This is a genomic window from Pedobacter sp. N36a (assembly GCF_014472395.1).
In the GTDB taxonomy this organism is placed as follows: Bacteria; Bacteroidota; Bacteroidia; order Sphingobacteriales; family Sphingobacteriaceae; genus Pedobacter.
In genome coordinates this window covers 300,530-325,988 of the sequence record NZ_JACSZW010000007.1, presented here as the reverse complement: position 1 = coordinate 325,988, position 25,459 = coordinate 300,530, and the positions used below count along the sequence as shown (strand labels likewise).

Sequence of the window (25,459 nt, the reverse complement as noted above, 5' to 3'; positions counted from 1 at the left end):
ATCTGGGGCTATATTTTTCTCTTCAAGGTAGATGTTTAGCATCTTACCTTCTTTTTCTACCTGCGTTAATTCAAAATAATCCAGAATACCTTCCGGTAATAATAAACTGATCAGGGTTTGCTCGGCTCGACTCAAAATGAAAATTTTTGTTTGGTTTACGAATGCAAAAGAAAGAATTTATTTCCTTCCCCCCAAGAATTCCGCTTGATCCGCTTTTTTAAGCCATTGAATTGGCAAGCTACTATATAAATAAGATACATCCAGGATTTCTTGAAGGGCGGCTATTGAAGCGGGCTTATGGCCCGGTGGCCAGAATTCCTGTAAATCAAAAAAGCCACTCGTTGGAGTGGCTTTTTGCGGACCGGACGGGACTCGAACCCGCGACCTCCGCCGTGACAGGGCGGCATTCTAACCAGCTGAACTACCGGTCCGTGTTTCCCTTACGGGTGGATTTTATAGTAGATCCTCTACTTAACAACTTCAAGTTCTCAAATGAGAAACTTTTGCGGACCGGACGGGACTCGAACCCGCGACCTCCGCCGTGACAGGGCGGCATTCTAACCAGCTGAACTACCGGTCCGTTGTTCCCTTTCGGGATTGCAAATATAGAGTCTTTATTTATATTTACAAACTATTTTTTGAAATAATCGCAACTGATTAAGCCACAGAGCCTTCTTTCATTTTTTCAGCGTTCTCTGCAAACTGTAGTGCATCGATCAACTCCTGAACACCACCATCCATTACATGATTTAGGTTATAAAGTGTCAATCCGATACGGTGATCTGTTACTCTTCCCTGAGGATAGTTGTAAGTTCTGATCTTTGCTGAGCGGTCACCGGTAGATACCATCGTCTTACGTCTTGCAGCAATGTCTCCATTTTTCTTCTGCAATTCGATATCATATAGTTTACTACGCAGCATCTCCATTGCAATGACTCTGTTTCCAAGCTGAGAACGTTCCTGCTGACAAACCACTACCAGTCCCGAAGGTCTGTGGGTCAACTGCACTTTCGTCTCTACTTTATTCACATTCTGACCACCAGCACCACCTGAACGAGAAGTTTGCAAGTCAATGTCTGCAGGATTAAGGTATAGATCGATTTCTTCTGCTTCCGGTAATACCGCAACAGAAGCTGCCGAAGTATGTACACGCCCCTGAGTTTCTGTATCTGGTACACGTTGAACACGGTGTACTCCTGATTCATATTTCAATTGTCCATAAACATCTTCTCCGCTTACTTTCAGGATCACCTCCTTATAACCACCGGCAGTACCTTCAGTTACATCCACAGTTTCTACCTTCCAGCCTTTTTGCTCAAAGAAACGGCTGTACATACGGTATAAATCACCAGCAAATAAAGCTGCTTCATCACCTCCAGTGCCACCACGTATTTCGAATACAGCATTTTTAGCATCTTCAGGATCTACAGGAATCAGCATCAAACGTACTTTTTCTTCCAGTTCTTCCTGCTGCTTCAACAACATATCCAATTCTTCTTTAGCCATTTCGCGCATCTCGGCATCTTTCTCTGTAGCCAGAATTTCCTTATTTGCCTCGATATTGCTCATTACATTCTTGTAGATTTTGTATTGGTCTACAATCTTGCCTAAATCTTTATACTCTTTATTTAAAGCCGCAAAACGTTTCATATCCTGCATCGTATCAGGATTACTCAACTGTTCTTCTACATCTTCCCAGCGTAGCTTAATTGCTTCTAATTTTTCTAACATATTCTTTTTTCAGAAAATTAATACTTGTTGCCTTTTTGATTCAGACCCGTCCTGCGGATCCTGTCCTGGCAATTGATTTATTTTGGAAGGCAAAAATACGGCTTTTTCAGTTAATTGACACTAAAAATTTACTGCTTGCCGGATTCTTACAGCCCTGATGATTATTTTTCGAAATAGTTCAGTGTTAAATCTTTGCCGTCAAATACCGCATAAGAATTAAAATTAATCCATTCCCCAAGGTTCACATACTTACTTTTCTCATTCAGATCGATCTCTAAAGGCAAGTGGCGGTGTCCGAATACAAAATAGTCATAATGTCTCTTTTGCAATTGTTCTTTTGCATAAATCGCCAGCCATTCGAATTCTTCTCCATGAAATGCTTCCTCAGTTTTATTGGCTACCCTGCTGCTTCCAGACCACCAATTGGCAATTCCGAGTCCAATACGCGGCGGCACAATGGAAAATAACCACTGGCAAACCGGGTTTCTAAACACTTTTCTCAACAATTTATATTTTTCATCGCCGGGCCCAAGTCCATCTCCATGGTGCAGGTAAAAACTTTTACCATTTCGCTCCATAACCATTTCATCACTAATGATTTCAATGCCCATTTCTGTCGTGAAATAATCTTTCACCCACATGTCATGGTTGCCCTTGAAAAAATAAATTTTTATTCCTGCGTCAGTCATCGAAGCAAGCTTACCTTGCAGGCGAACGAAACCTTTTGGGACTACTTCCTGATATTCAAACCAGAAGTCAAAAATATCACCCATCAAAAAAAGCTCAGCACAACTGCTTTCTATAGCGTTTAACCAACGAATGATTCGATCTTCGCGCTTTCTACTTTCCTGATGACTGGGAGAACCCAGGTGGAAATCAGAAGCAAAATATATATTTTTTGTCATCAGTATCAACAAAGATAAGTAAAAAAAATATCGCAGGTTTGTCATAAGTTCTACCAATTATCTAGAATATATCTAAACAGTCGCGGTTATTAAAACAAAAGTTCGTAAATTCGCCCAAAATTTAAACACATGATTTCTACAGATATAGCCATTATTGGCGCCGGACCCGTTGGTTTATTTGCGATTTTTGAAGCAGGACTCCTTAAAATGCGTTGTCATTTGATCGATTACTTACCTCAGGTAGGTGGTCAATTGTCTGAAATATATCCTAAGAAACCCATTTATGACATTCCTGGGTACCCAACAGTACTTGCTCAGGAATTGATTGACAACCTAATGGAGCAAGGGAAACCTTTCCATCCTGGTTTTACTTTAGGAGAACGTATTGAAGGTCTGGAGAAACGTGGAGAAGGAGATTTTGTGTTGACCACTAATATGGGTACGATCATCGAAGCTAAAGTAGTGGTAATTGCTGGCGGATTAGGCTGTTTTGAGCCTCGTAAACCAGCAGTAGAAGGATTAGAGCAGTTTGAAAATGGTAAAGGAGTGAATTATATGATTCTTGATCCTGAAAAATACCGTGGTCAGAAAATGGTAATCGCCGGTGGTGGTGACTCTGCTTTAGACTGGACAATTTTCCTTGCGGATATTGTTGATGAATTGACCTTAGTTCACCGCAGCGAAAGCTTCCGTGGTGCACCAGACTCCGTAAATAAAGTGATGGCGCTTGCGGAAAGCGGAAAGATCAACCTGGTCTTGAATAGCAACTTAAGCTCTGTTCATGGAAATGGAAAACTGGAAACAGTAGAATTGGTTCATAACCGCAGCCTTGAAAAAAGCACCATCCAGGCAGATCATTTAATTCCTCTTTTTGGATTGAGCCCTAAATTAGGCCCGATTGAACAATGGAACTTAAACATCAACAAAAGTGCAATTGAAGTAAATACAGATGATTATTCGACCAATATTCCAGGTATCTATGCGATTGGCGACATCAATACTTACACGAATAAATTGAAACTGATCCTTTGCGGTTTCCATGAAGCAGCATTAATGAGTCACAGTGCTTACCAGTACATGAACCCAGGAGTTAAATATACCATGAAATACACTACCGTAAACGGGGTATCCGAATTCTAAGCATGGAAGAAAATAACATTACCCTGCACGTCCAGAATCCAGACGGCAGCAGAACAACATTAGAAGCGCCTGTAGACATGGGCCTGAGCTTGATGGAATACCTGAAAGCATGTGAATACGATATTCTTGCCACCTGTGGTGGAATGGCACTGTGCGCAACTTGCTGCGTAGACGTACTGGAAGGAGAAGAGAAATTGAATGAGATGACCGATGACGAATATGCCATGCTGGACACCTTACCAGATTTACTTCCTAACTCCAGGTTAGCCTGCCAGTTACAGTTGAGTCCCGCAATGGACGGACTGGTCGTTAAACTACACTAATTAATTTCCTATAGGAGCAGCCGCAATTGTCTTGATTGGGCTGCCTATAGTTTTATATTCGCCCTCCCCTTTCAATATTGCCAGCATTTTTGAGGAATTGCTCAGCACTGCTTTTGCTGCAGTCAGCTCTTTATCGTATTGAAAAGCCTGGATCACCTTACCTTTTTCATAATAATACCTACTCACAATCTGCGTTTCCAACACCCTCTTGATTTCCGGTTTGAACGTCGTCAGGTCTGTTTTCTTTGCTCCAAGCATTTTAGCTTTAAGGTCTTCCAGATCTGCTTTTACAGCGGGTAGTTTATTTTCTTTTTCGGCCTCTGTACGTAAATCTGCTAATAAACGTTCCGTTCTTGACACATAAGCATAATCTTTTCCTTCCAAAGAGGTCAGGAAAGCCGCATAGTCTTGATCTGTCAATTGGAAATCTGCTGCAGAGGCGATGGTTTTATTGTTCTTTTTATAGGAATTGGCATAGTCAAAAAACAGGCTCTTATTCAATAAAGAGATGGTAATCGGACTCAGTTTAGGTGTTTCCACGAAAATATCGGGGTAGATTCCATTGCCATCATATACGCTCCTACCGGTACGGGTACTGAATTTATTCATCAGGGAATCCGCTACTTTAGGTGTTTTTCCATTCTGGTCTTTATGGGCATAATCCAAAGCCTGAATGCAGCGGCCTGAAGGCGTGAAATACTTGGCTACGGTTACTTTCACCAGGCTATTATAAGGCAAGGGAAAGGTTTGCTGCACTAATCCCTTTCCATAACTGCGCTGCCCTACAATGATGGCTCTGTCTAGATCCTGTAAAGCTCCCGCCACAATTTCTGAAGCAGAAGCAGAATTGCCTCCCACTAGAATCACCAATGGGATTTGAGGAAGTAAGGGCTCTGCCAGCGTTTTATAGGTAATGGTTTTTTGTGGATTTCTGCCCTTTTGAGTGACCACTAAGACGTCTTTAACCACAAACAGGTTTACAATTTTTACGGCCTCCTGCAGGATTCCACCTCCATTGTAGCGCAGGTCAATGATCATCCCTTTAGGCTGTTGTTTATTCAGGTTAATGGCTGCATCTTTTACTTCCTGCCCTGCATTTTCCAGGAATTTATCCAATCTGATGTAGGCAAAATGGTCATCGGTCATGCCTGAATAAGATACATTCGGCTGTTTAATTTCCTCCCGATTGAGGTTTTTGGTGATGACCGCACCGTTTCTAATGATTAATAAGGTCACCGCTGAACCACGAGGACCACGCAGGAGCTGACTTACCTGTGCGCGTTCTTTTCCTTTTACTGCAACATCATTGATCTTTACAATCTGATCGCCAGGTTTCAGGTCTTGCTGGTCAGCAGGGTAGCCTTCTGTCACTTCGTTTACAAATAGCTTTCCTTCGATAAATAGTGTACTCGCGCCAATGCCCCCATATTGGGTGCTCACATATTTTAGTTTATAGTCTTCTACTTCTGACTCAGGAATGTATTCTGTATATGGATCTAGTCCATCCAGCATGGCATCTATACTGCTGCGCATGAGCTCGGATGGATTGGTTTCGTCTACATAATTGACGTTAATCTCTTTATATAAAGACGCGAAAATATCCAGGTTTTTGGAAACCTGAAAAAGATCTTCCTTAAAAGACCAGCTTATGGAAGCAAAAGCGATCAGCGAAAAGGCGGCTACAAGTCTGAATTTTTTCATTTTACCCATCTGTTGAAGGGTAAATTTACAAAAAAGGCTTGTAACTCAATAGGCTAATGGAATTATAGCCTGTTGCCATCAGGATCAGCCAGGGCTTTCTTGATGGTAAATTCTACATACTCACGGTTTCTTTTCACTAAGCCCATCAATTGCTCAACCAATTGGTCTTCTTGTCCAGGAACAAAAGATAGGTTCTCTTTCGCCAGGTCGCGGTATTTTCTAAGAAACTTAATTTTAACCTTTGTCCAGGTCTCAGGAGTAAGTGTAAAACTTGCCATAATGTATTATAGTTTGGTTGCAAAAATAGGAAAATTTATGAGAGGAGCACAGGGATTCCGCATTCTCCAGTTAATCTGGTAAACAGATTTTTCCCATTCGGATGGAAGGGACACCCTCGCGTGCACCGAAATTGATTTTTTCGCCAACTAAAGTCTCATTGGCCAGGACGGCAAAAAGCACTGCTTCTTTAGCATCCGGATTGACCTCCAGCTGCGCTGTCGTACTGAATTTGGCCTTTGGCAGCCCTGCTTTCAGCGTACGTACTAAAAGCGGATTGTGCATTCCTCCCCCACTCATGTATATATGAGGTGTTGCTGTTTTTTCAAAGCATCTGTTGATAGCCGCCAGGATCACTTTTGCGGAGCAGGCACATAAAGTGGCCAATACATCTTCTTTAGATAAGTTCAAAGTGCCCGATTGCTCTTGTGCTCTGTATAGGTAGTTCAGATTGAAAAGTTCAGGTCCGGTGGTTTTCGGAAAATCAGCATGTAGAAATTCATTTGTTAATAAAGCCGTTAATAGGTCTTCATTTATTGTTCCTTTGCTGCCTATTGTCCCATTTTCATCGAAATATAAGCCTGGATAATGCTGTTGCACATATTGATCCATCATGGTATTCCCAGGGCCAACATCCGTAGAAAAAACTTTCGAAGCATCATTACTGGCTGGCAGATACGTGAAATTTGCAATTCCGCCAATGTTGAGCATGATGCGGTCTTCTCCTTTTTTTGAAAAGAGGAGGTAATCTCCGTAAACAGCCAATGGTGCTCCTTCTCCTCCCGCTGCCAGGTGTTTCTGCCGAAAATCTGAAACGGTAATGATGCCGGTTTTCACCGCGATATGGTCACCATCTCCAATTTGAAGGGTAGCATTGGGGTACTCTAGCAAGCCGTGTAAAGTTGCAGGCGCATGGAAGATCGTTTGCCCATGACTGGCGATGACATCAATTTCCTCAGGTGTTTTTCCCCAGGTTTTCAAGGTTTCCAAAATCAGCCTGGCATGATATAGGCCAATCTTCTCATTCATCAGACAAACCATTTGCAAGTCCGCATCTCTTCTGGAAAAAACAGATTTAACTTCGCGCTTAAACTCCTGATGATAAGGAACGGTAGTAAATTCCAGCACTTTCACTGTTGTTTCCGCACCATTTCCTTTTACTGCACAAAGGGCAATATCCAGGCCGTCTAATGAGGTACCAGACATCAGTCCGATGATCAGGCGTTCCGGTTTATGCAGTATCTCGAAGAGTTGTTTCCAGTTTGAATTCATAAGGCTGCTTTGTAAGCTACTAAAATAGGTTAAAATCATTTGCTCCAAGGGATTTCATAAAAAATCCTCCTTATAAGCCAAAAAAACTAACAGTTTTGTAAAAAACAGCCATTTTGATTGCCAATTTCAAACAAAAAACACAGCAGGGTTAAAAATTTGGATTAAGTCGGCAGAGTCCCTATATTTACTGCTCCGTACAAAATTTAAGAACAATTAAATGGCAAGATTAAATCTTCTGGAAGAAACGCGTTTTGAAAAACTGCCCGTTTCTGTCTTTGAAAATCCTACAGCAGCATCTTTAAGTGTTGCTCACCGCATCGGGGACCTTATTAAAGAAAAACAAAAGAACAATTCCAAGGCTGTCTTAGGCCTAGCTACCGGAGCTACACCAATAGCGGTGTACGCGGAATTAGTTAGAATGCATAAGGAAGAAGGTTTGAGCTTTAAAAATGTAATCACATTCAACCTTGATGAGTACTACCCTATGCAGCCAACAGCTGCACAGAGCTATGTATCTTTCATGAATGATCATTTATTTGATCATATTGACATTGAAAAAGAAAACGTAAACATCCCTGATGGCACCTTGAAACTGGAAGATATTCCTGCTTTCTGTTTAGCTTACGAGAAAAAAATCACTGAAGTTGGTGGTTTAGATATTCAGATTCTGGGTATTGGTCGTACTGGTCACATTGGTTTCAATGAGCCAGGTTCTGCGCCAAACTCAGGTACCCGTTTAGTTACACTTGACGATTTGACCAGAAGAGATGCGGCCCGCGACTTTGGTGGTAAATCTTTTGTTCCTACAAAAGCAATTACCATGGGTATCGGTACTATTTTCAAAGCCCGTGAGATCATTCTTATGGCCTGGAATAAGAAAAAAGCTTCCATCATTAAAAAAGCTGTAGAAGGTGAAATTTCAAGTGAAGTTCCAGCTACTTATCTGCAATTATCTGATCATGTAGAATTTATTCTAGATCAGGATGCTGCTTCTTTATTGACACGTTTTGATACACCTTGGCTGGTAAAAGATTGCATCTGGGATGAAGTTATGACCAGAAAAGCGGTCATCTGGTTGGCAAAAACTTTAAGTAAGCCAATTTTGAAACTGACTGAAGACGACTATAACAACCACGGCATGGCTCAGCTTGCAGTGGAACAAGGTCCGGTATACAATATTAACATTCATATTTTCAATAAGTTACAACACACCATCACTGGATGGCCAGGTGGTAAGCCAAACGCTGATGATTCTCAAAGACCAGAACGTGCGGAGCCAGCGAACAAACGTGTCGTAATTTTCTCTCCGCACCCTGATGATGATGTGATCTCTATGGGAGGTACCTTCATCCGTTTAGTGGACCAGAAACATGATGTGCATGTGGCTTACCAGACCTCAGGTAATACTGCTGTTTGGGATGACGATGCCCTTCGTTTCGTAGAATTCAACATCGATTTCTCAGAAAAAATGGGAATGAATCAGGATGAAATGAAAGGTATTTACCAAAATATCCGCAGTTTCATCGAGACCAAACAACCAAATCAAGTAGACACTCCGGAATTACAATCTGTTAAAGGATTGATCAGAAAAGGAGAAGCAATTGCTGGTGCCAGATTCTGCGGTTTAGAAGATGACCATATCCATTTCATGGCCCTTCCTTTCTACGAAAGTGGAAAAACTAAAAAGAATCCGGTAACAGAGAGAGACATCGAACTGACAATGGAGCTTTTACAGAAAATCAAACCAGAACAGGTATTTGCAGCTGGAGATTTTGAAGATCCACATGGTACACACATCGTATGTTTCAATATCATCTTATCAGCATTACAAAGACTAGCGAAAACGGAAAGCTGGGTTAAAGACTGCTGGTTATGGTTATACCGTGGTGCATGGTTAGAGTTTGATACTTATGAGATTGAAATGGCCGTGCCATTGAGTCCACAAGAAGTAGAGAAAAAGAAATTCGCTATTTTCAAACACCAATCACAAAAAGACCGCGCTGTATTCCCTGGTGATGATTCCAGAGAATTCTGGGTAAGAGCTGAAGACAGAAACAGAGAAACAGCAGCAGCTTATGACAACCTTGGATTGGCAGAATATGAAGCAATGGAAGCCTTCGTGCGTTACCATTTCTAATCGAATTTAATTCCTAAATGTTTTTACAACCGCTGAGCTCTTAAAGCTTAGCGGTTTTTTTTATGTCCACTTCATGAATACTCGTGATAAAACTATAATTTAGTACAACTTATTATCAAACTACATGAAGAAAAATATTTATATTCTTGCGATAGGACTGGTCGCGCAATTGGCGGTTTATCACCCTGGATATGCTCAAAAAAAACCAGGTACTACAAAAGCTGCGACCACAATCCCCGCAAAAAAATCGGATGGACAGCTCATTCCAAATGACCCAAATGTTAAAATAGGAAAACTTCCAAATGGACTCACTTATTACATCAGAAAGAATACAGAGCCGAAAAACAGGGCAGAACTGTATTTAGCCACAAGTATTGGCTCTTTAATGGAGAACGATGACCAGCGAGGTCTCGCCCATTTTACGGAACACATGGCCTTTAATGGCTCTAAAGATTTCCCTAAAAATGAAATGATTGATTATCTGCAGAAAGCAGGTGTTCGTTTTGGTGCTGACTTAAATGCTTATACCAGTTTCAATCAGACGGTATATCAACTGCCGATCCCTACAGATAGTACCGCAGTATTCAAATCAGGATTTAAAATCCTGGCCAACTGGGCAGGAAAAATCAGCATGGACGGTGAAGAAATTGATAAAGAACGTGGTGTGATCATCGAAGAAGATCGCCAGCGTGGAAAAAATGCACAGGAAAGGATGCAAAAGCAAATGCTGCCTCTGATTTTGAAAGGCTCCCGCTATGAAAACCGACTGCCAATTGGTAAGGTTGATTTACTGCAAACCTTTACACACGATAAAATCCGCAATTTCTATAAAGATTGGTACCGACCAAACCTTCAGGCAGTCATTGCAGTAGGCGACTTCGATGTCAATGAAGTAGAACAGCTGATCAAACAGAACTTCTCTGATCTGGCGAATCCTGCGAATCCTAGACCACGTTTAACCTACGACCTTCCTGACAATAAGGACCCATTGGTAAAGATCATCACAGACCCTGAACAGCCCTACAATGTGGCGCAAGTGATGTATAAACAACGTGGTGGAGTGGTTAAAACGACTGCAGATTTTAAAAAGAGTCTGATGTATTCCATGATCAACAGCATGTTGGGCGCACGTTTACAGGAGATCCTTCAAAAAGGGAATGCGCCGTTCTTAGTTGCCCAATCTAGTTATGGCCCCTTCCAAGGAGGTTTGGTCCCAAATATCAATGCACTTCAAACCGTCGTGGTTTCGAATTCCGCAAGCACTTTGGAAAAAGCACTTACTGCAGGTTTAGCAGAAAATGAACGCCTGAACAAATTCGGTTTTCTACCCTCAGAAATAGAGATCGCTAAGAAAAACATTACCGCTGCAAATGAAAAACGCCTGAAAGAAAAAGATAAAACTCCTTCTTCCAGCTTTGTTCAGAAATACCTAAATAATTTTCTGGAAGGAAGTAGTATCGCTGCAACCGAATATAGCTATGACCTGACTAAAAAGACCCTGGAAGAAATCAGCCTTACCGATATTAATGCTTTAGCAAAGACCCTGATTACAAAAGACAATCAGATCATCTTGGTGATGGCACCAGAAAAAGAAAAAGCCAGTTTACCTACTGAAGCGCAGTTATTAGCCACTTTAAAAAATGCAGGAAATGGCGTAACCCCTTATGTAGACAACTCCATTAACAAGCCACTGCTAGACAAAAAGCCTGTTGCGGGGAAGATTGTTTCAGAAAAGAAAATTGATGCCGTAGGCGCCACAGAATTAACGTTAAGCAATGGTGTTAAGGTCTTGTTGAAGCCAACAGATTTCAAAAATGATCAGATTGTCTTCAGCTCCTTTTCTAAAGGAGGAACTTCTCTGGCCAGCAATTCGGATTTCCGTTCTGCTGAGCTCGTAAGCCTGATCCCAGAAAGTGGTGTTGGGGAATTTAATCCTTCAAACCTGAATAAACTGCTAGCAGGAAATACTGCGAATGCGGGTGCTTATGTGAACGACCTTTATCAGGGTTTCAGCGGTAGTGCTTCTCCAAAAGACCTGGAAACCGCTTTCCAATTGGTATACGCATATGCGACCAAACCAAGAAAAGATGCAGAGATTTTCAATAAAAACATGAGTGATTATAAGGTCATTTTAGCCAATAAGAATGCCAGTCCCAGCAGTGTATTTGCGGATACCGTACAGGCAGTTATGGCTTCTTACCATGAACGCGGCATGCCAATGAACTTGTCTGATCTGAATAAAATTTCATTGGATAAGGCTTTTGAATTCTATAAAGAACGCTTTGCAGACCTTGGAGAACAGACTTTTGTGATCGTTGGCGCATTTGATGTAAATGCGATTAAACCTTTAATCGAAACTTATATCGCGAGCTTACCTTCAGCAGGTAAAAAACAAAACTTCGCCGACAATGGCCTGAAACCTCCGGTAGGAAAGATCAGCAAAACTGTTTATAAAGGATTAGAAGATAAAGCGGCAGTACAGTTGTACCTGCATGGAGATTATGACTTTTCACAAGAAAACAACGTACAGCTGGATGCCTTAAACGAGGCCTTAAAAATCAAGATTCTGGAGCGTTTGAGAGAGAAAGAAAGTGGTGTATACAGTCCGAATGTGAGCCTAAGTATCAACAAAGAACCAAATCCTCACTATTATTTCACGATTTCATTTAGCTGTGCTCCAGCAAATGTAGAAAAGCTGATTGCGGCATCCTTAGATGAAGTCAACAAAATCAAACAAAGTGGTGCATCAGCGGATGACCTGACGAAATTTAAATCTGAAGAGCAGCGTCAAACTGAACTGAGCCTTAGAGATAATGGTTTCTGGCTAGGCTACCTGAGCAGCTGTATTAAAAATGGAGAACCAATGGATATGGTTTTCCAACAGCCTAAATTATTGGAAAAAGTAACTGTAGAAAGCACAAAAGCTGCAGCAAACAAATACCTGAACGAAAACAATTACCTGCGTTTCGTACTGGTTCCTCAAAAATAAGCTACTGCTCTTAGGGGGCATAGAAAAGGCCTGATGCTTAAAAACATCAGGCCTTCTGATTTAAACTCCATTATTAAATGAGGCATCCCTATCGCCGAATAGAAACTTTACTACTTTACTTTTCTAGTTTAACCAATGCACTTGTTTCCAGTCCAACAGGGCTGCCTGGCTCGCTCTCATTCTTCAATCGATCTAATGCGGTAACCAGGTAAGTATATCTTTTTCCTTTCTCCACAGTGGTATCAATAAAGGATGTATAATTTTCGAAGCTGATTCTAAGGATATTTCTGGCGTCCAATACATCCACTTTTACCCCTTCATTGAATCTGTAAATCACATAACCTGATGCGGTTTCACCATCACTGGCAACCGTTGGTTTTTCCCATCTCAGGTGTACTCCATCGTTCTTTGCTTCGGCAGTCAGTTCCTGGGGCGCATGAGGCACTACATCATCGAGCCATGGCATTTGAGGTGGTAATGCAGGGTATTTGTAAAGGTTGTTTCTTAAAGAATCGCTAACGGCACGTGCAACTGTAGAAAATGATTTTGAGCTAAAAAACACACTTCCTTGAACGCGGTTATTCTGACGTAAGTACCGGATTTGATCTGGTACCTGCTCTGGCAATCTCCAGGCAGCTTCCATCTTTTGATTCACCAGGTATGCTCCCTGACCAATATAAAGGTGGCGGCCATAAGTATTGTTGCTCCACCAATCTACCAGAGTGGCAAAAGGGGCTACTTTACGGCTAAAGCTAAAATAAATCTGTGGATTAATGTAATCTACCCATCCCTCTTTTACCCATTTTCTGGAATCTGCAAAAAGTTCGTGGAAGTTCGACAAGCCACGGGTCGCAGAACCCTCCACATCTTCATTGTCATTTTTCCAGATCCCAAAAGGGCTCACTCCGAATTTAACATGCTTTTTATGGGTATGAATGCTGTCGTCCAGCTGCTTAATTAGTAAATCTACATTGTTCCTTCTCCAATCGTTGATATTACTGAAGCCATTCGCATATTTGCTGAATGTAGCCTCATCATTGATCTTTTGTCCGGCAATTTTATAAGGGTAAAAGTAGTCGTCAAAATGAATTCCATCAATATCGTAACCTTTCACCACGTCCAGAATCACCTGAATGATGTATTCCCTTACTTCTGGAATCCCTGGGTCAAACTGTTTCTTGCCGCCATAGGTAAAGAACCATTCCGGGCGTTTTCTGGTCATGTGATCGGCGCTCACCACGGTACTAGGGCTTGTGGTGGCACGATAAGGATTGAACCAGGCATGCAGTTCCATTCCCCTTTGATGGGCTTCGTTAATCGCAAAGGCCAATGGGTCATAATCAGGTCCCGGAGCAACACCTTGTCTGCCGGTTAACCACTGACTCCAAGGTTCCCTCGATTTGGCATAAAAAGCATCTGCTGCAGGTCTTACCTGTAACATGATCGCGTTCATTCCATTTGCTTTGTGCATCTCCAACAAGCCAATCAACTCCTGCTTCTGCTGATCCATGCTTAAACCTGGTTTAGAAGGCCAGTCGATATTCGCCACCGTAGCCACCCATACCCCCCGAAACTCTCTTTTTGGAGCAATTTTTGATGTGCCTTGTGCGAAAGATAGAATTGGGGTTAGTGCTATTAGAAACAATAGCCCATAGATAGTATTTTTAAACATTTTATATAATTTGTACTTAATAATTCGTTTCGTTTGTGTGTTCTACTATACGTTGCGTATTCGAGATCTTAGCAAGTAAACGATTTTTTTTAAAGTCTCATACAAATAGGCTGTTTTTTTTACTATTTCCTATATTTTTATATTATGTTCGCGTTTTAAACACCTTTAGAGAAGAATTCAAGAAATGTCAGACCAAAATGAGATGGTAAATAAGGGAGACCGCAATAAGATATATTTTCTAATTGTTGTCATTCTCGCCCTTCTGGGGACCAATGCTTACCTATACTTGAAAGACCGACATCAAAGCCAGCGCTTTGTAACCGTGAACACAGAAAAAGACAGACTAAAGCTTGAAGTGGAAAAGATAGAAGCGGAACTGGATAAAGTAAACGCCCTCAATGTCACCTTAACAGATAAGCTTCAGGAAGAACAAAAGCTGGCGCGAGCAAAGATTGCAGAACTGAAACTTGCGCTTCAAAATGGGAAACTGACGCAAGGCGACCTAAATACTGCCCAGAAAGAGGTAAAAGAACTACGTGAATTTGTGAAAAACTATAGCGACGAGATCATTCGCTTAGAAAAAGAAAACGCTTATTTACGAACACAACGTGACAGTTTAAAAAAGTTCGCTTATACGGCTACTCAAAAAGCCGGCGACCTAGAAAAGAAGAATACCGAATTAGAAGCGAAGGTTAAGACCGGTGCAGCTTTAAAAGCTGGAAATGTGTCTATTGCGGCTTATAAGGTGAAAAATAACGGAAATAACATAGAAGTGATTCGTGCCAGTACTGCCAAAAAATTAACGATTAACTTCAATATTGCCTCTAATGCGCTCGCCGCGAAAGATTACCATAAAATATATCTGCGTGTGTTTGACCCTGCAGGAAACCTGATTGCTGATGGTGAAAACCTATTTGAAGCGGATGGTGAGCAAATGCAATATACTTCTTCTACCTCCATTTCATATAACGACGACAATACTGTCTACAAGATGGACTGGATCAACCCGAATCCTTTTATTAAAGGCACTTATTCGATCATTCTTTATGCAGATGGTTTTACCATGGGTAAAGCAGCAATTGAATTAAAATAGAGGTTTGGTTAAGAAAGTGGGAAGCTCAGATAAAAAGTGGTTCCCACATCAGCAAAAGACTTAAATGAAACCGTTCCTCCTGCATTCTCCACGGCTTGTTTTACGAAGGCCAGACCTAAACCTGTTCCCGATGATTTAGTCGTGAAATTCGGTACAAAAATCTTATCCTGCTGCTCCGGGTCAATCCCCTTGCCATTGTCCTCTACCTCTACAAATACGTTTTCCTCATCATTCATCACATTTACTTTAATGATGCACCTCGTGTCTGGATCAGCAGCTTCGATCGCATTCTTAAGCAAGTTATTAAATGTACGAAGCAGCTGATCCTTATCTCCAAGAATCATCACTTCTACCCTAGTATGGTTAAATATGTAGATTTCTACATTTTGTGTATTCGTAAAAACGTCCCTCGCCTGCTGTATAATCGGCAGCAAACGTAGTTTTTCCAGTTTAGTATCTGGCATTTTCGCGAAATTTGAGAACTCCGAAGCGATAGAAGCCAGGCTATCAATCTGCTCTATAAATGACTTATTGAAACGTTCAAACTTCTTTTCAAAATTAGGGTCTTTCTCTTTCCAGGATTTCTCCAGCAGCTGCACACCTAGTTTTAATGGCGTTAAAGGGTTCTTAATCTCATGTGCCACCTGTTTGGCCATCTCCCTCCAGGCGATCTCCCTTTCGGATCGGGCCAGTTTAGAAGCGCTCTCCTCTAAAGCGGCAATCATCTTATTGTATTCTCGGATCAGGGAACCAATTTCATCATGCCTCGACCATTGAATGGGCTGGTTTTTCTGCCCTAATTTAGTCTTACGAATACTTTCCTGAATAAAAGTAAGCGGACTGGTGATCTGATTGGCCAGAAACACAGCAAGAATACCAATGGCTACAAATACCAGGGCATAGATGTTAATTAAGGTATTGATATATAGGCCAATTTTACGCTGGTAATCTGCTTCATTGGCATAATAAGGCAGTCCGATATAAGCAATGGTCTCATTCATCGCATTGCGGATCGGTGCATAAGCAGAGGAATATCTGAAATCTCCGATGTGCTCATCTGGGTTAATGTACTCTGATCTTTGCATCTGCTTCAGGTAAACATAGGCTTTTGCGCCCATCTTACGCCCTATAATACCGAAATCATAAATCCTGGGCAAAGAGGTAAACAATAGGTTTCCATTGGCATCAAAAAGGTTGAGGTATGCGCCATTTACATCTGCGAACTCATTGAAAAATCGGGTAGATTCTTCATCAGAGGTGGGCAATCCGGTAGCAAAGATCCGTTTCTCATAAGACAGCTGTACTTTTCTTATTTTCTCCTGGATATAGTCTTCCTGTTGCCGCCGGTACTCATCACGGATATAGAAATAGGTAGTCCAACCTACAATCACTAGCGTGGCTACCACGGAAAGCACAATCGAAAACTGAATCCTTGTTTTATACAGGATCTTGTTTGCATTGATCATTAACGAACGGTTGATATTGAACCAGCCACCCCAGCTTTCATCGATATTCTTTAACACCCAGATCAAAGCGTAGAGCGTAACCGAAAAGATAATGAAAACTAAAAAGAAGAAAGATAGCGTTGCGAGGCGCGCCACGTAAGACACTTTTTCCTTGCTCACCACGATCATTTTAGAGGCGATGGGCATGTAAACTACATGAGTATACCCAAGGCTGTCTGTGATGACCCTAGCCCTTCCAGGCTCCGCTTTAAAATCAAAAGCAGAGAGTTTATAGGTATAGGGGCCCGATTGGTTGACTAATTTACCATAACTGTAGAAGGCGAAAGAGTAATTGCTATAATCATCTTCGCTCTTATTTTTACGGTCGATCAGGATATCCGGCAGTTGACTATTGTAATTGTATTGCTGTGATTTCAGCTCGATCACCAATGTTCCAAGAATGTGATTCTCCTCGAAAATAGGAATAATTCCGAAGTAGTTTTGATAACCAAAAGTATCATTCAGGCGGTAAAAGAAATTTGATTCGGAAGCTTTTATAGAACCTGCCTGCACCAGCTTCTTATAATAACTTAGCGGTACCCCCTGCTTATTTAGCGAAGAGTCCTTGCTATTGTATTCATAAATATTGTATTCAAACTTCGAGAGATATCCTCCTAAAAACTGCTTATTGATGTGTCTTTGTAAAACATCCGTCCTTCCCAGTGTAGGCTGCTTAAAGTAATCGGCTACAAAGCTATCTGTGTAAATGCCTACTTCTAGACTCTCAATTGCACTAATAATCTTAGGATCGTCTGTAGATTCCAGTTTCTGTGCAATCGTAAGTCTTTTGTTTTTCTCCTTAATATCGATGAATTTCAAGTACTTGATGGAGGACATAAAGGCCAGACAGAAGAAGATCGTGGTAAAAACCCCGATAGAGAACTTGTTCTCTCTAATAAATACATTCCAGCCTACGGTGAGAATAAACACGGCATACACCACAAAGAAAATACTGAAATCTGTGCTGAGGCGATAGCCAAGGTAAGCTAAGAATGCAAACAGAAACAGTGTTAACCGCTCCTTATTGTTGACATTCAGGGTTTTACTCAGTTCCAATAGTACCGTGATGACCAGGTAAATATTGAACCATACCAGACATAAAATAACAATGCTGATCCAGCTTACCCAGCCCAGATTAATGATATTAGTGATGTCAAAATTAATCTTTGAATTGATGATCAGCCCAAAGAAAACCTGGTCACTGATCAGGGCCATTAGACCAAATAAGGCGAGCAATACCAAATAAAAAGCCCATCCTATCACTTTATTCTTGTTCAGCCAAGAGGGCAAACGGTATTCATTTCTATGTTTATAAATAAAATAAACAACCCAGGTTATGGCAAATACATTGAGCAGGAAGTCGCCTAAAGAAGGCAAAAAGAAACTCTCCCCGTATATGGTAGGACTAAAAATCAGCAGGTCAAACTGTTGATTGAACCATCCATATTCCAGATCGGTTACCCTTAAGACTACAAAAAACAGGGTCAGGGATAAGGTGGCAGAGAGCAGCCGCCCTTTTTTCACCATCCAGACACAAAATGAATTAAAGAATAAGCAAATGCTAAACAATCCGATTGCCCATAACCAAACCTCTATTTTTGAATAAATGCTCTTCGTATAACTCGGTTTTAACTTCACTTCAAACAGTAGTCGGCCATCAAAATTATTGATACCATAAACGTCTGTATCGGTAAAAGAGGCTAGGGATAAAGAATTGGAAGGTAAAAGGTAAGGCGAAATGTCGTTTCGCAGGTACTGATTCTGGATATTATATTGGTCCATCACTTCAATGAGGAAGACCAGCGCATAGTTTCCGATTGTCTTTCGAACCACCTCATACCAGCCATTGGGTAGCTGAACGAAGGATGAGCCTTCGGCTATCGCTTCCAAACTGGAAGGAAAAGCGCTGAAATAGCTCCAGAATTTTAAATCGTTTTTTTCATAAACCAGCAGGTTGATTCCCTGTTTCGGATAGAGGTTAATGAAATCTAAGGCATATTTTTCGTTGAGTTCATATTGCTTGGACTGCTCTACCATTTTCGAATCGGAGAGGAAGTCGTAAACAATACTTTCTTTATCGCTCAGGTTCTCCTGCAGGCCTGCGGCTTCATGGGTAAGCAGATCTTTATTGCTGATCGTACTTTTTAAAGTTAAGGCCGTACCAATACAGCAGGCCCCAAGTATCAACAATAAAAATCTGATTTTACCCGCGATACTCACGTTAAACCTTTGCTGTGGTAGTTGCAGAGCTTGTTGGGAAGGCTCTATTCACTTTTTTAACCAGGCCTTGTAAAACATTGCCAGGACCCACTTCTACAAATTCACTGGCACCATCAGCGATCATACGCTCGATAGTCTGCGTCCATTTTACCGCACCGGTCAATTGTGTGATTAAGTTTGCTTTGATCTTTTCAGGATCAGTATTTGGAACCGGATCCACATTTTGATAAATAGGACATACCGGAGAAAGTACCGTTACATTTTCAATTGCTTCCTGAAGTTCTACCCTTGCAGGCTCCATTAATGGAGAGTGAAAAGCACCGCCTACATTTAGCTTTAAAGCACGTTTAGCACCTGCTTCAGTTAACTGCTGACAAGCGATATCCACACCTTCAATGCTGCCAGAGATCACGATTTGTCCAGGACAGTTGTAATTTGCAGCCACGACTACTTCATGAATTCCTGCACAGATTTTTTCTACGACCTCATCTGCAAGGCCTAAAATAGCGGCCATGGTAGAAGGCTGTAATTCGCAGGCTTTCTGCATGGCGTTTGCTCTTGCAATCACCAATCTTAAGCCATCTTCAAAAGACAAAGCATTTGCGGCTACCAATGCCGAAAACTCTCCTAAAGAGTGTCCTGCTACCATATCAGGTTTGAAATCTGCACCTAATGTTTTTGCCAAAATCACAGAATGAAGAAAAATAGCTGGCTGAGTTACTTTTGTTTCTTTCAATTCTTCATCTGTTCCAGAGAACATAATGTCACTGATGCGGAAACCAATAATTTCATTTGCCTTTTCAAACAAGTCTTTAGCGATTTCATTTTCGTACAATTCTTTACCCATGCCCGAAAACTGAGCGCCTTGTCCTGGAAATATATATGCTTTCATCTTTATGCTTAATGTGTGTTTAGTGTAAGTTGGCAGTGATTAACCTCAAAAACTCTGCCCTTGTTGTATCTTTTGCAAATTCTCCTGTAAAAGCAGAGGTGGTAGTCACAGAATTTTGCTTCTGAATTCCCCTCATTGCCATACATAAATGCTTGCATTCAATCACTACGGCCACTCCTAAAGGATTTAATGTTTCCTGAATGCAATCTCTGATTTCATTTGTTAAGCGTTCCTGAACTTGCAAACGGCGAGAGAAAGCATCCACAATTCTAGGAATTTTGCTCAATCCAACAATATGACCGTTCGGAATATAGGCCACATGTGCTTTTCCAAAGAAAGGAAGCATGTGGTGTTCACACATAGAAAACACTTCAATATCTTTGACGACTACCATTTGGCTGTAGTCTTCTTTGAACATTGCCCCTTTAAGGATCGCTGCAGGATCCAGGTCGTAGCCATGCGTTAAATATTGCAGGGCTTTAGCTACACGCTCCGGTGTTTTTATCAGTCCCTCACGACTAGGGTCTTCGCCTAACTGGCTTAGAATATCTGTATAATGACTTGCTACAGCGGAGATCTTCACTTCGTTGTAACGGTCTATTTTGATGTAACCGTCTTCAGTTTCATCTAAATGATCTGTATGATTGTTCATATCTGATGGGTTAGCCGAAATACTCGACAAAGTTATTTTCAGTTTCGTAAATTTTGATACAGTGCAGGTTTGCGCCAGACTCTTCAATATAAGGCAGTAATTCTTCCCATATTGCGATGGCCAGGTTTTCCGTTGAGGCCAATTTACCTTTCATAAAATCTACATCTAGATTCAGGTTTCTGTGGTCAATTTTATCCACCACATAAGTATTGGTGATGTCTTTCAACCATTTCAGATCTACAAGAAACCCTGTCTCCGGGTTAATTTCCCCTTTAACAGTTACATACAGCTGATAGTTGTGTCCATGCCAATTTGGATTGGCACATTTTCCGTAAACTTCTGTGTTTTTATCTTCAGACCAATCCGGTCTTGACAATTTATGCGCAGCGTTAAATGATGCTTTTCTCGTTATGTATATCATTCTCTCTTATATTGTTGACAAATATACGCAGAAAGCTTAAAGTAGAAAGGTTTAATCTCTAACTTAGACTTTATGAAGATTCTTTTAGTCGCAGCAACAAATGCAGAAATCTCTTTATTAACCGAACATTTCGGATTATCAGGAGCAGCATTGATGAAAACAGAAAAATTCGACCTGCTGATTACTGGGGTAGGAATGACTGCCACCGCTTTTGCATTGGGAAAGCATTTATCTAACCGGTATCAATTGGTCCTCAACCTAGGTATTGCAGGTTCATTTGACCCGGCGATCCCGCTAGGAACGGTCTTAAATGTAGTCGCAGATGACTTTTCTGAGCTCGGCGCAGAGGATCATGGACAGTTTCTCCCCATAGAGGACCTGGGCTTTGGAAAGAGTAGTTACCATGCCTATAATAACCTTCTTCATCCTTCTTTAACAGAACTTAAAAAAGTAAAAGGGATCACCGTAAATACAGTTCATGGTGCTGCAGAAAGCATTGATGCGGTTAAAAACCGTTTGCATCCCATTACGGAAAGTATGGAAGGCGCTGCTGTACTTTACAGCTGTGAGCAAGCCGGAATCGCTTGTCTGCAGATTCGCAGCATCTCCAATTATGTGGAACCCAGAAACCGGCAAAGCTGGGAAATCGGCCTTGCCATCAAGAATTTGAATGAATGGGCCATCGGATTTTTGACAAACAGCTAACGATCTTCCCTTTGGATTTTAATTACCTTTGACTGTCGGCTGCCATTGATCAGCCGATCTTTTCAAACAGATAAATTATACTGAAATGACCTTAAGCCTTGGATTTTCCCCTTGCCCGAATGACACGTTTATCTTTGATGCCCTGATTCATCATAAAATTGATACAGAAGGATTAGATTTTAAAGTTTCATTTGATGATGTGGAAACATTGAATCAAAAGGCCATGAAAGGCGAACTGGACATCAGCAAGCTGAGCTTTCATGCTTTTGCTTATGTGTACGAGCAGTATGCGCTATTAGATGCAGGAAGTGCCTTAGGTTTCGGTGTTGGACCTTTACTCATCGCCAAAAATGAATACCTCGCCAATCATCCTGATCATATCAATGCCGACCTTCGCGTGGGTATCCCTGGAAAATACACTACCGCCAACTTCCTGTTGGGCATTGCTTTTCCCCATTTAGTGCAAAAGGAGGAAATGGTTTTCTCTGCTATCGAGCAATCACTTTTGATAGATCAAATTGACCTCGGATTGATCATCCATGAAAACAGGTTTACTTATATGGACAAGGGCCTGCACAAGGTGATGGATCTGGGCAACTACTGGGAGCAGCAAACCGGCTGTGCCATTCCTCTAGGGGGAATTGTGATCAATAGAAACCTGGATCAGGAGACAAAAGAAAAGGTAAATAGAGTGCTTCGCAAATCTGTAGAATTTGCTTTTGCAAACCCTAAATCTGGAATTGAGTTCATCAAACAGCATGCACAGGAAATGAGCGAGGAAGTCATGTACAAACACATTGACCTGTACGTTAACAAATACTCAATTGATCTGGGTACTGAGGGGAGAAAAGCAGTTGATGTGTTATTTCAAATGGCACAGGAAAAAGAATTGATCCAACCTATTACAAAAGAACTTTACCTGATTCCTTAGCTATTTTAAAGACGGGTTTTAATTACAAGGCCCGTCAGGAATTTCTTTAGTGATCTTTAATAATTTTGTGACCACCATAGTAGAATCAAAATCTGCGGCAACAATTAAGCTGTCGGATTTGATCATATGGCATTCTACCTCGATGTATACGGGCTCATAAGGCTTTTCAAAATTGAAATTACTATAGGCCAGTTCCAATGTTTTCGCACTATCGGCAACCCAATACTCATTTCCTTCTTCGCAATCCGTAAAAGATTTAATCTCCGGACCATAGCTATACAAGCCTTTAATCACCCGTATATTGTTCTTTTCAACAGATACTGGCTTGGTATTACAGGCCAGAACAACAGCTGAGCAGAGTATTAATAAAGGTAATGATTTGATAGATATATTCATGATGTTAGAGATCTTGATTTAAGTGATCAATTTTCTTGACGCTCAGATTAGACGACAAAGCTGATGCCATAAAAGAGAACACAGTCACTGTTAAAAATACTAATAAAAAATCCGCCCATTTAAGGCCGATTGGATAGGCATTGGAAATCATTGGGTTGTCTTGCGACATCTTGATCAGGCCAAATTCCTGCTGTACCAGACAAAAGATCAGTCCGACAAATAACCCGAGTATACACCCGGTCATGGTAATCATCATCCCCTCCAATAAGAATATCCGCTTGATCAAGCTTTTTCCTGCCCCCAAACTACTTAGAACGGAAATATCCTTCAATTTGTCTATCACCAGCATTGTTAATGAGCCAATAATATTAAATATAGCAATTATTAAGACAAAAGTAAGGATGATATAAACCGCCCATTTTTCACTCCCCAGGATGCTGTGAAGCGCTGAGTTTTGCTCAATACGGTCTTTTACAACGAATTCCGAACCGATCTTCTCTTCTATTTCCGCTTTAAATTTATCTGGATCTATGCCTGGGTTTAAAAGCAATTCTATAGAAGAAATTTTGCTGGGTTCTGCTAATAGCTGGCGGGCAAAGTCTAAGGGCACAATAGCCACGTTGTCAAAATCCTGCTGCACCTCAAATACTCCGGATACCGGAATGGTCAATACGGTGAAGTTATCTCCTGGATTAATGGAGCTCACCCGTTTTCCCTTTTTTGGAGAATATACTTGCAAAGGGTTAAATGGATCAGTGGTATTCACCACCAGGAAATTCTGAATTGCAGAACCAATTACCGCGTAATGACCACTTGGATTGTCGAGCATGAAATGCCCGTCGATAATGGTACTGTCCAGACTTTTGTTCTTCAGATAATCTGGGCCTACCCCTTTGATCAGACCTACGCTCTGCTTATCATTGTATTTAAGCAGGGCATTTTCGGACAAGATTTCCACGTAGGAATAGATGCCATCCGCCTTTTTCAACTGATTAAAATAAGCCGTATTTGGTTCGAATGTCTTGCCATGAGCAGGTATGATGACCAGCTGAGGGGTCATGGTATTGAACATTTTCAACACCATCTCTCCAAGTCCATTAAAAGCCGATAAAATAATGATCAATGCAGCGCTTCCCACAAATACCCCTAACACGGAAATCGCGGAAATGATATTGATCGCATTGGTAGATTTTTTAGCAAAAAGATACCTGCGGGCTATGTAAAAGGCTGTATTCAAATCTGGTTATGACGTTACGACTGTAAAAATGGATTGTGTTGTTTTTCAAAACCAATGGTCGTAAACTGACCATGGCCTGGATAAACCCTGCAATCGTTTGGCAATATAAACAAGTTATTTCTTATGCTATTGATTAATTGCGCATGATTACCACCAGGGAGGTCGGTACGACCTATACTGGTATAGAAAAGCACGTCACCACCAATTAAAAAGTTGTCTGCAGCGGCATAGAAACATAAATGTGCCGGCGAATGACCTGGCGCAAAAATCAGTTCCAGCTGACTGTTTCCAAATTTAACCGTTCCAGTTTCTCCCAAAAACACTTCTGGTTCCGGGGAAAGTTCATACTCAAAGCCCATCTGTGTGGCATATCCTGGAATAGCCTGGAGCACCGAAAGCTCTCCTGCGTGAAACTGAGGCTTCAGGCTCCAGTTGTCGTACACAAATTTATTACCCAATACATGGTCAATATGGCAATGTGTATTTAATAACAATACCGGCTTTAGCTTATTCTCTTTGATGAAACGAACCAGTTCGTTTTGTTCATCACCATCATACATGCCCGGATCGATGATCACGCATTCCAAAGATTCATCAAATAAAACGTAAGTGTTTTCGCGATATGGATTGAAAGCAAATTGCTGAATACTAATCATATATTTAAAATAAGTCTTAATTTTTCCATTTGAAGGTACTGATCATTTGATCAATATCTTTCTTTATAAAGTTAACCACAGGCTGAATAGAATCGTATTGAGGGCGTTCATTAAAATATAAAGCACCGCGGAAATAATGTTTCGCACTATCTGTTAAAAAGAACTGTACAGAAGAAGCAGTATTCCCTTCTATGGCGTAATAAATGCCATAAACTTTCTTTTCCGGGTAATTGATCAGCTTCTGATCAATTGCGTTCGCCTTCACCGTATGTTTAAAAGCAAAGGTTCTGGCATCTTCAACCAGACCTTCATATTCTTTCTTAGAAGATACATCGTAATAAGTGAGGTGGAGACGTCCGTTAAATTGCGGAAAAGACAGGTTATACCAGCAAGGCTGTGTATCTCTCCCACTATCGGGAATCATTTTTGCGTACATTGGATATTCAAAGGAAAAAGCACAGCCTTCATTGAAAGTTTGGTATGCTTTTTTCGGAAAATCAATGTGAAAATACCCTCTCGGCTTCGGTGCATAATTGTTTTCCTGATTACAGGCAGTAAAAGCCAGAACCAGCGCAAGGAGGCCGACCGGGAAAAATCTATTCATA

21 protein-coding genes and 2 tRNA genes are annotated in these 25,459 nt (G+C 41.2%); 7 read left to right on the top strand and 16 right to left on the bottom strand.

Going from position 1 to position 25,459, the window contains the following annotated elements; genetic code table 11:
* Nucleotides 1-357 precede the first annotated feature (357 nt).
* The 4 genes from H9X96_RS16070 to H9X96_RS16055 all read right to left on the bottom strand — a co-directional run bounded on the left by H9X96_RS16070 (nucleotide 358) and on the right by H9X96_RS16055 (nucleotide 2,636).
* Nucleotides 358-431 (bottom strand) — tRNA-Asp (locus tag H9X96_RS16070).
* 75 nt (nucleotides 432-506) lie between these two features.
* Nucleotides 507-580: transfer RNA gene (locus H9X96_RS16065), tRNA-Asp, on the bottom strand.
* 77 nt (nucleotides 581-657) lie between these two features.
* Nucleotides 658-1,731 carry a peptide chain release factor 1 gene (prfA, locus tag H9X96_RS16060; protein WP_187667264.1) on the bottom strand — a complete coding sequence of 358 codons (1,074 nt, stop codon included), beginning with the start codon at nucleotides 1,729-1,731 and terminating at the stop codon, nucleotides 658-660.
* A gap of 161 nt (nucleotides 1,732-1,892) precedes the next feature.
* Nucleotides 1,893-2,636, bottom strand: coding sequence for a UDP-2,3-diacylglucosamine diphosphatase (locus tag H9X96_RS16055; RefSeq protein ID WP_187667263.1), 744 nt, complete (start codon nucleotides 2,634-2,636; stop codon nucleotides 1,893-1,895).
* A 129-nt stretch (nucleotides 2,637-2,765) separates the two neighbouring features.
* Between H9X96_RS16055 and H9X96_RS16050 the strand changes: the two genes are divergently transcribed.
* A complete protein-coding gene (locus H9X96_RS16050; protein ID WP_062546509.1) occupies nucleotides 2,766-3,776 on the top strand; it encodes an NAD(P)/FAD-dependent oxidoreductase in 1,011 nt (336 codons plus the stop codon).
* 2 nt (nucleotides 3,777-3,778) lie between these two features.
* Entirely contained in the window at nucleotides 3,779-4,099 is a 321-nt protein-coding gene (locus tag H9X96_RS16045) for a 2Fe-2S iron-sulfur cluster-binding protein (protein ID WP_062546508.1), read from the top strand.
* Here the strand turns inward: H9X96_RS16045 and H9X96_RS16040 are convergent, their stop codons facing one another.
* The 3 genes from H9X96_RS16040 to H9X96_RS16030 all read right to left on the bottom strand — a co-directional run bounded on the left by H9X96_RS16040 (nucleotide 4,100) and on the right by H9X96_RS16030 (nucleotide 7,348).
* Nucleotides 4,100-5,800 carry a S41 family peptidase gene (locus H9X96_RS16040; RefSeq protein ID WP_187667262.1) on the bottom strand — a complete coding sequence of 567 codons (1,701 nt, stop codon included), beginning with the start codon at nucleotides 5,798-5,800 and terminating at the stop codon, nucleotides 4,100-4,102. It lies immediately after the preceding gene.
* A gap of 62 nt (nucleotides 5,801-5,862) precedes the next feature.
* A complete protein-coding gene (locus H9X96_RS16035; RefSeq protein WP_187667261.1) occupies nucleotides 5,863-6,078 on the bottom strand; it encodes a hypothetical protein in 216 nt (71 codons plus the stop codon).
* A gap of 70 nt (nucleotides 6,079-6,148) precedes the next feature.
* On the bottom strand, nucleotides 6,149-7,348 hold the full coding sequence (locus H9X96_RS16030; RefSeq protein ID WP_187667260.1) for an anhydro-N-acetylmuramic acid kinase: 1,200 nt from the start codon (nucleotides 7,346-7,348) through the stop codon (nucleotides 6,149-6,151).
* 217 nt (nucleotides 7,349-7,565) lie between these two features.
* Between H9X96_RS16030 and nagB the strand changes: the two genes are divergently transcribed.
* Both nagB and H9X96_RS16020 read left to right on the top strand, forming a co-directional pair.
* Nucleotides 7,566-9,485: a glucosamine-6-phosphate deaminase gene (gene nagB / locus H9X96_RS16025; RefSeq protein ID WP_187667259.1), complete on the top strand. Its 1,920-nt coding sequence runs from the start codon at nucleotides 7,566-7,568 to the stop codon at nucleotides 9,483-9,485.
* A gap of 124 nt (nucleotides 9,486-9,609) precedes the next feature.
* Nucleotides 9,610-12,474, top strand: coding sequence for a pitrilysin family protein (locus tag H9X96_RS16020; protein ID WP_187667258.1), 2,865 nt, complete (start codon nucleotides 9,610-9,612; stop codon nucleotides 12,472-12,474).
* A 115-nt stretch (nucleotides 12,475-12,589) separates the two neighbouring features.
* Here the strand turns inward: H9X96_RS16020 and H9X96_RS16015 are convergent, their stop codons facing one another.
* Nucleotides 12,590-14,146, bottom strand: a complete 1,557-nt coding sequence (locus H9X96_RS16015; RefSeq protein ID WP_187667257.1) for a glycoside hydrolase family 10 protein — start codon at nucleotides 14,144-14,146, stop codon at nucleotides 12,590-12,592.
* Between the two features lie 184 nt (nucleotides 14,147-14,330).
* Here H9X96_RS16015 and H9X96_RS16010 point away from each other — a divergent pair, with 184 nt between their 5' ends.
* Nucleotides 14,331-15,239, top strand: coding sequence for a hypothetical protein (locus tag H9X96_RS16010; RefSeq protein WP_187667256.1), 909 nt, complete (start codon nucleotides 14,331-14,333; stop codon nucleotides 15,237-15,239).
* A gap of 8 nt (nucleotides 15,240-15,247) precedes the next feature.
* Here the strand turns inward: H9X96_RS16010 and H9X96_RS16005 are convergent, their stop codons facing one another.
* The 4 genes from H9X96_RS16005 to H9X96_RS15990 are packed head-to-tail and all read right to left on the bottom strand — an operon-like array spanning nucleotide 15,248 to nucleotide 20,929.
* On the bottom strand, nucleotides 15,248-18,934 hold the full coding sequence (locus tag H9X96_RS16005; RefSeq protein ID WP_255431140.1) for a HAMP domain-containing sensor histidine kinase: 3,687 nt from the start codon (nucleotides 18,932-18,934) through the stop codon (nucleotides 15,248-15,250).
* A gap of 31 nt (nucleotides 18,935-18,965) precedes the next feature.
* Entirely contained in the window at nucleotides 18,966-19,856 is an 891-nt protein-coding gene (gene fabD, locus H9X96_RS16000) for an ACP S-malonyltransferase (protein ID WP_187667255.1), read from the bottom strand.
* A gap of 19 nt (nucleotides 19,857-19,875) precedes the next feature.
* The gene (gene folE, locus H9X96_RS15995) at nucleotides 19,876-20,508 is read right to left on the bottom strand and encodes a GTP cyclohydrolase I FolE (protein WP_187667254.1); all 633 of its coding nucleotides are present in this window, start codon (nucleotides 20,506-20,508) and stop codon (nucleotides 19,876-19,878) included.
* A 10-nt stretch (nucleotides 20,509-20,518) separates the two neighbouring features.
* A complete protein-coding gene (locus H9X96_RS15990; RefSeq protein ID WP_187667253.1) occupies nucleotides 20,519-20,929 on the bottom strand; it encodes a 6-carboxytetrahydropterin synthase in 411 nt (136 codons plus the stop codon).
* A 72-nt stretch (nucleotides 20,930-21,001) separates the two neighbouring features.
* Here H9X96_RS15990 and mqnB point away from each other — a divergent pair, with 72 nt between their 5' ends.
* Both mqnB and H9X96_RS15980 read left to right on the top strand, forming a co-directional pair.
* On the top strand, nucleotides 21,002-21,634 hold the full coding sequence (mqnB, locus tag H9X96_RS15985; RefSeq protein ID WP_187667252.1) for a futalosine hydrolase: 633 nt from the start codon (nucleotides 21,002-21,004) through the stop codon (nucleotides 21,632-21,634).
* An 85-nt stretch (nucleotides 21,635-21,719) separates the two neighbouring features.
* Entirely contained in the window at nucleotides 21,720-22,565 is an 846-nt protein-coding gene (locus H9X96_RS15980; RefSeq protein ID WP_187667251.1) for a menaquinone biosynthesis family protein, read from the top strand.
* Between the two features lie 18 nt (nucleotides 22,566-22,583).
* Here the strand turns inward: H9X96_RS15980 and H9X96_RS15975 are convergent, their stop codons facing one another.
* From H9X96_RS15975 to gldD, 4 genes are read right to left on the bottom strand one after another with little or no spacing between them, the layout of a single operon-like run.
* Complete coding sequence (locus H9X96_RS15975; protein ID WP_187667250.1) at nucleotides 22,584-22,961, bottom strand: hypothetical protein; 378 nt, start codon at nucleotides 22,959-22,961, stop codon at nucleotides 22,584-22,586.
* Between the two features lie 4 nt (nucleotides 22,962-22,965).
* Entirely contained in the window at nucleotides 22,966-24,198 is a 1,233-nt protein-coding gene (locus H9X96_RS15970) for an ABC transporter permease (RefSeq protein ID WP_187667249.1), read from the bottom strand.
* 14 nt (nucleotides 24,199-24,212) lie between these two features.
* A complete protein-coding gene (locus H9X96_RS15965) occupies nucleotides 24,213-24,854 on the bottom strand; it encodes an MBL fold metallo-hydrolase (RefSeq protein ID WP_187667248.1) in 642 nt (213 codons plus the stop codon).
* A gap of 16 nt (nucleotides 24,855-24,870) precedes the next feature.
* Nucleotides 24,871-25,458: a gliding motility lipoprotein GldD gene (gene gldD, locus H9X96_RS15960; protein WP_187667247.1), complete on the bottom strand. Its 588-nt coding sequence runs from the start codon at nucleotides 25,456-25,458 to the stop codon at nucleotides 24,871-24,873.
* Nucleotide 25,459: the final 1 nt, after the last annotated feature.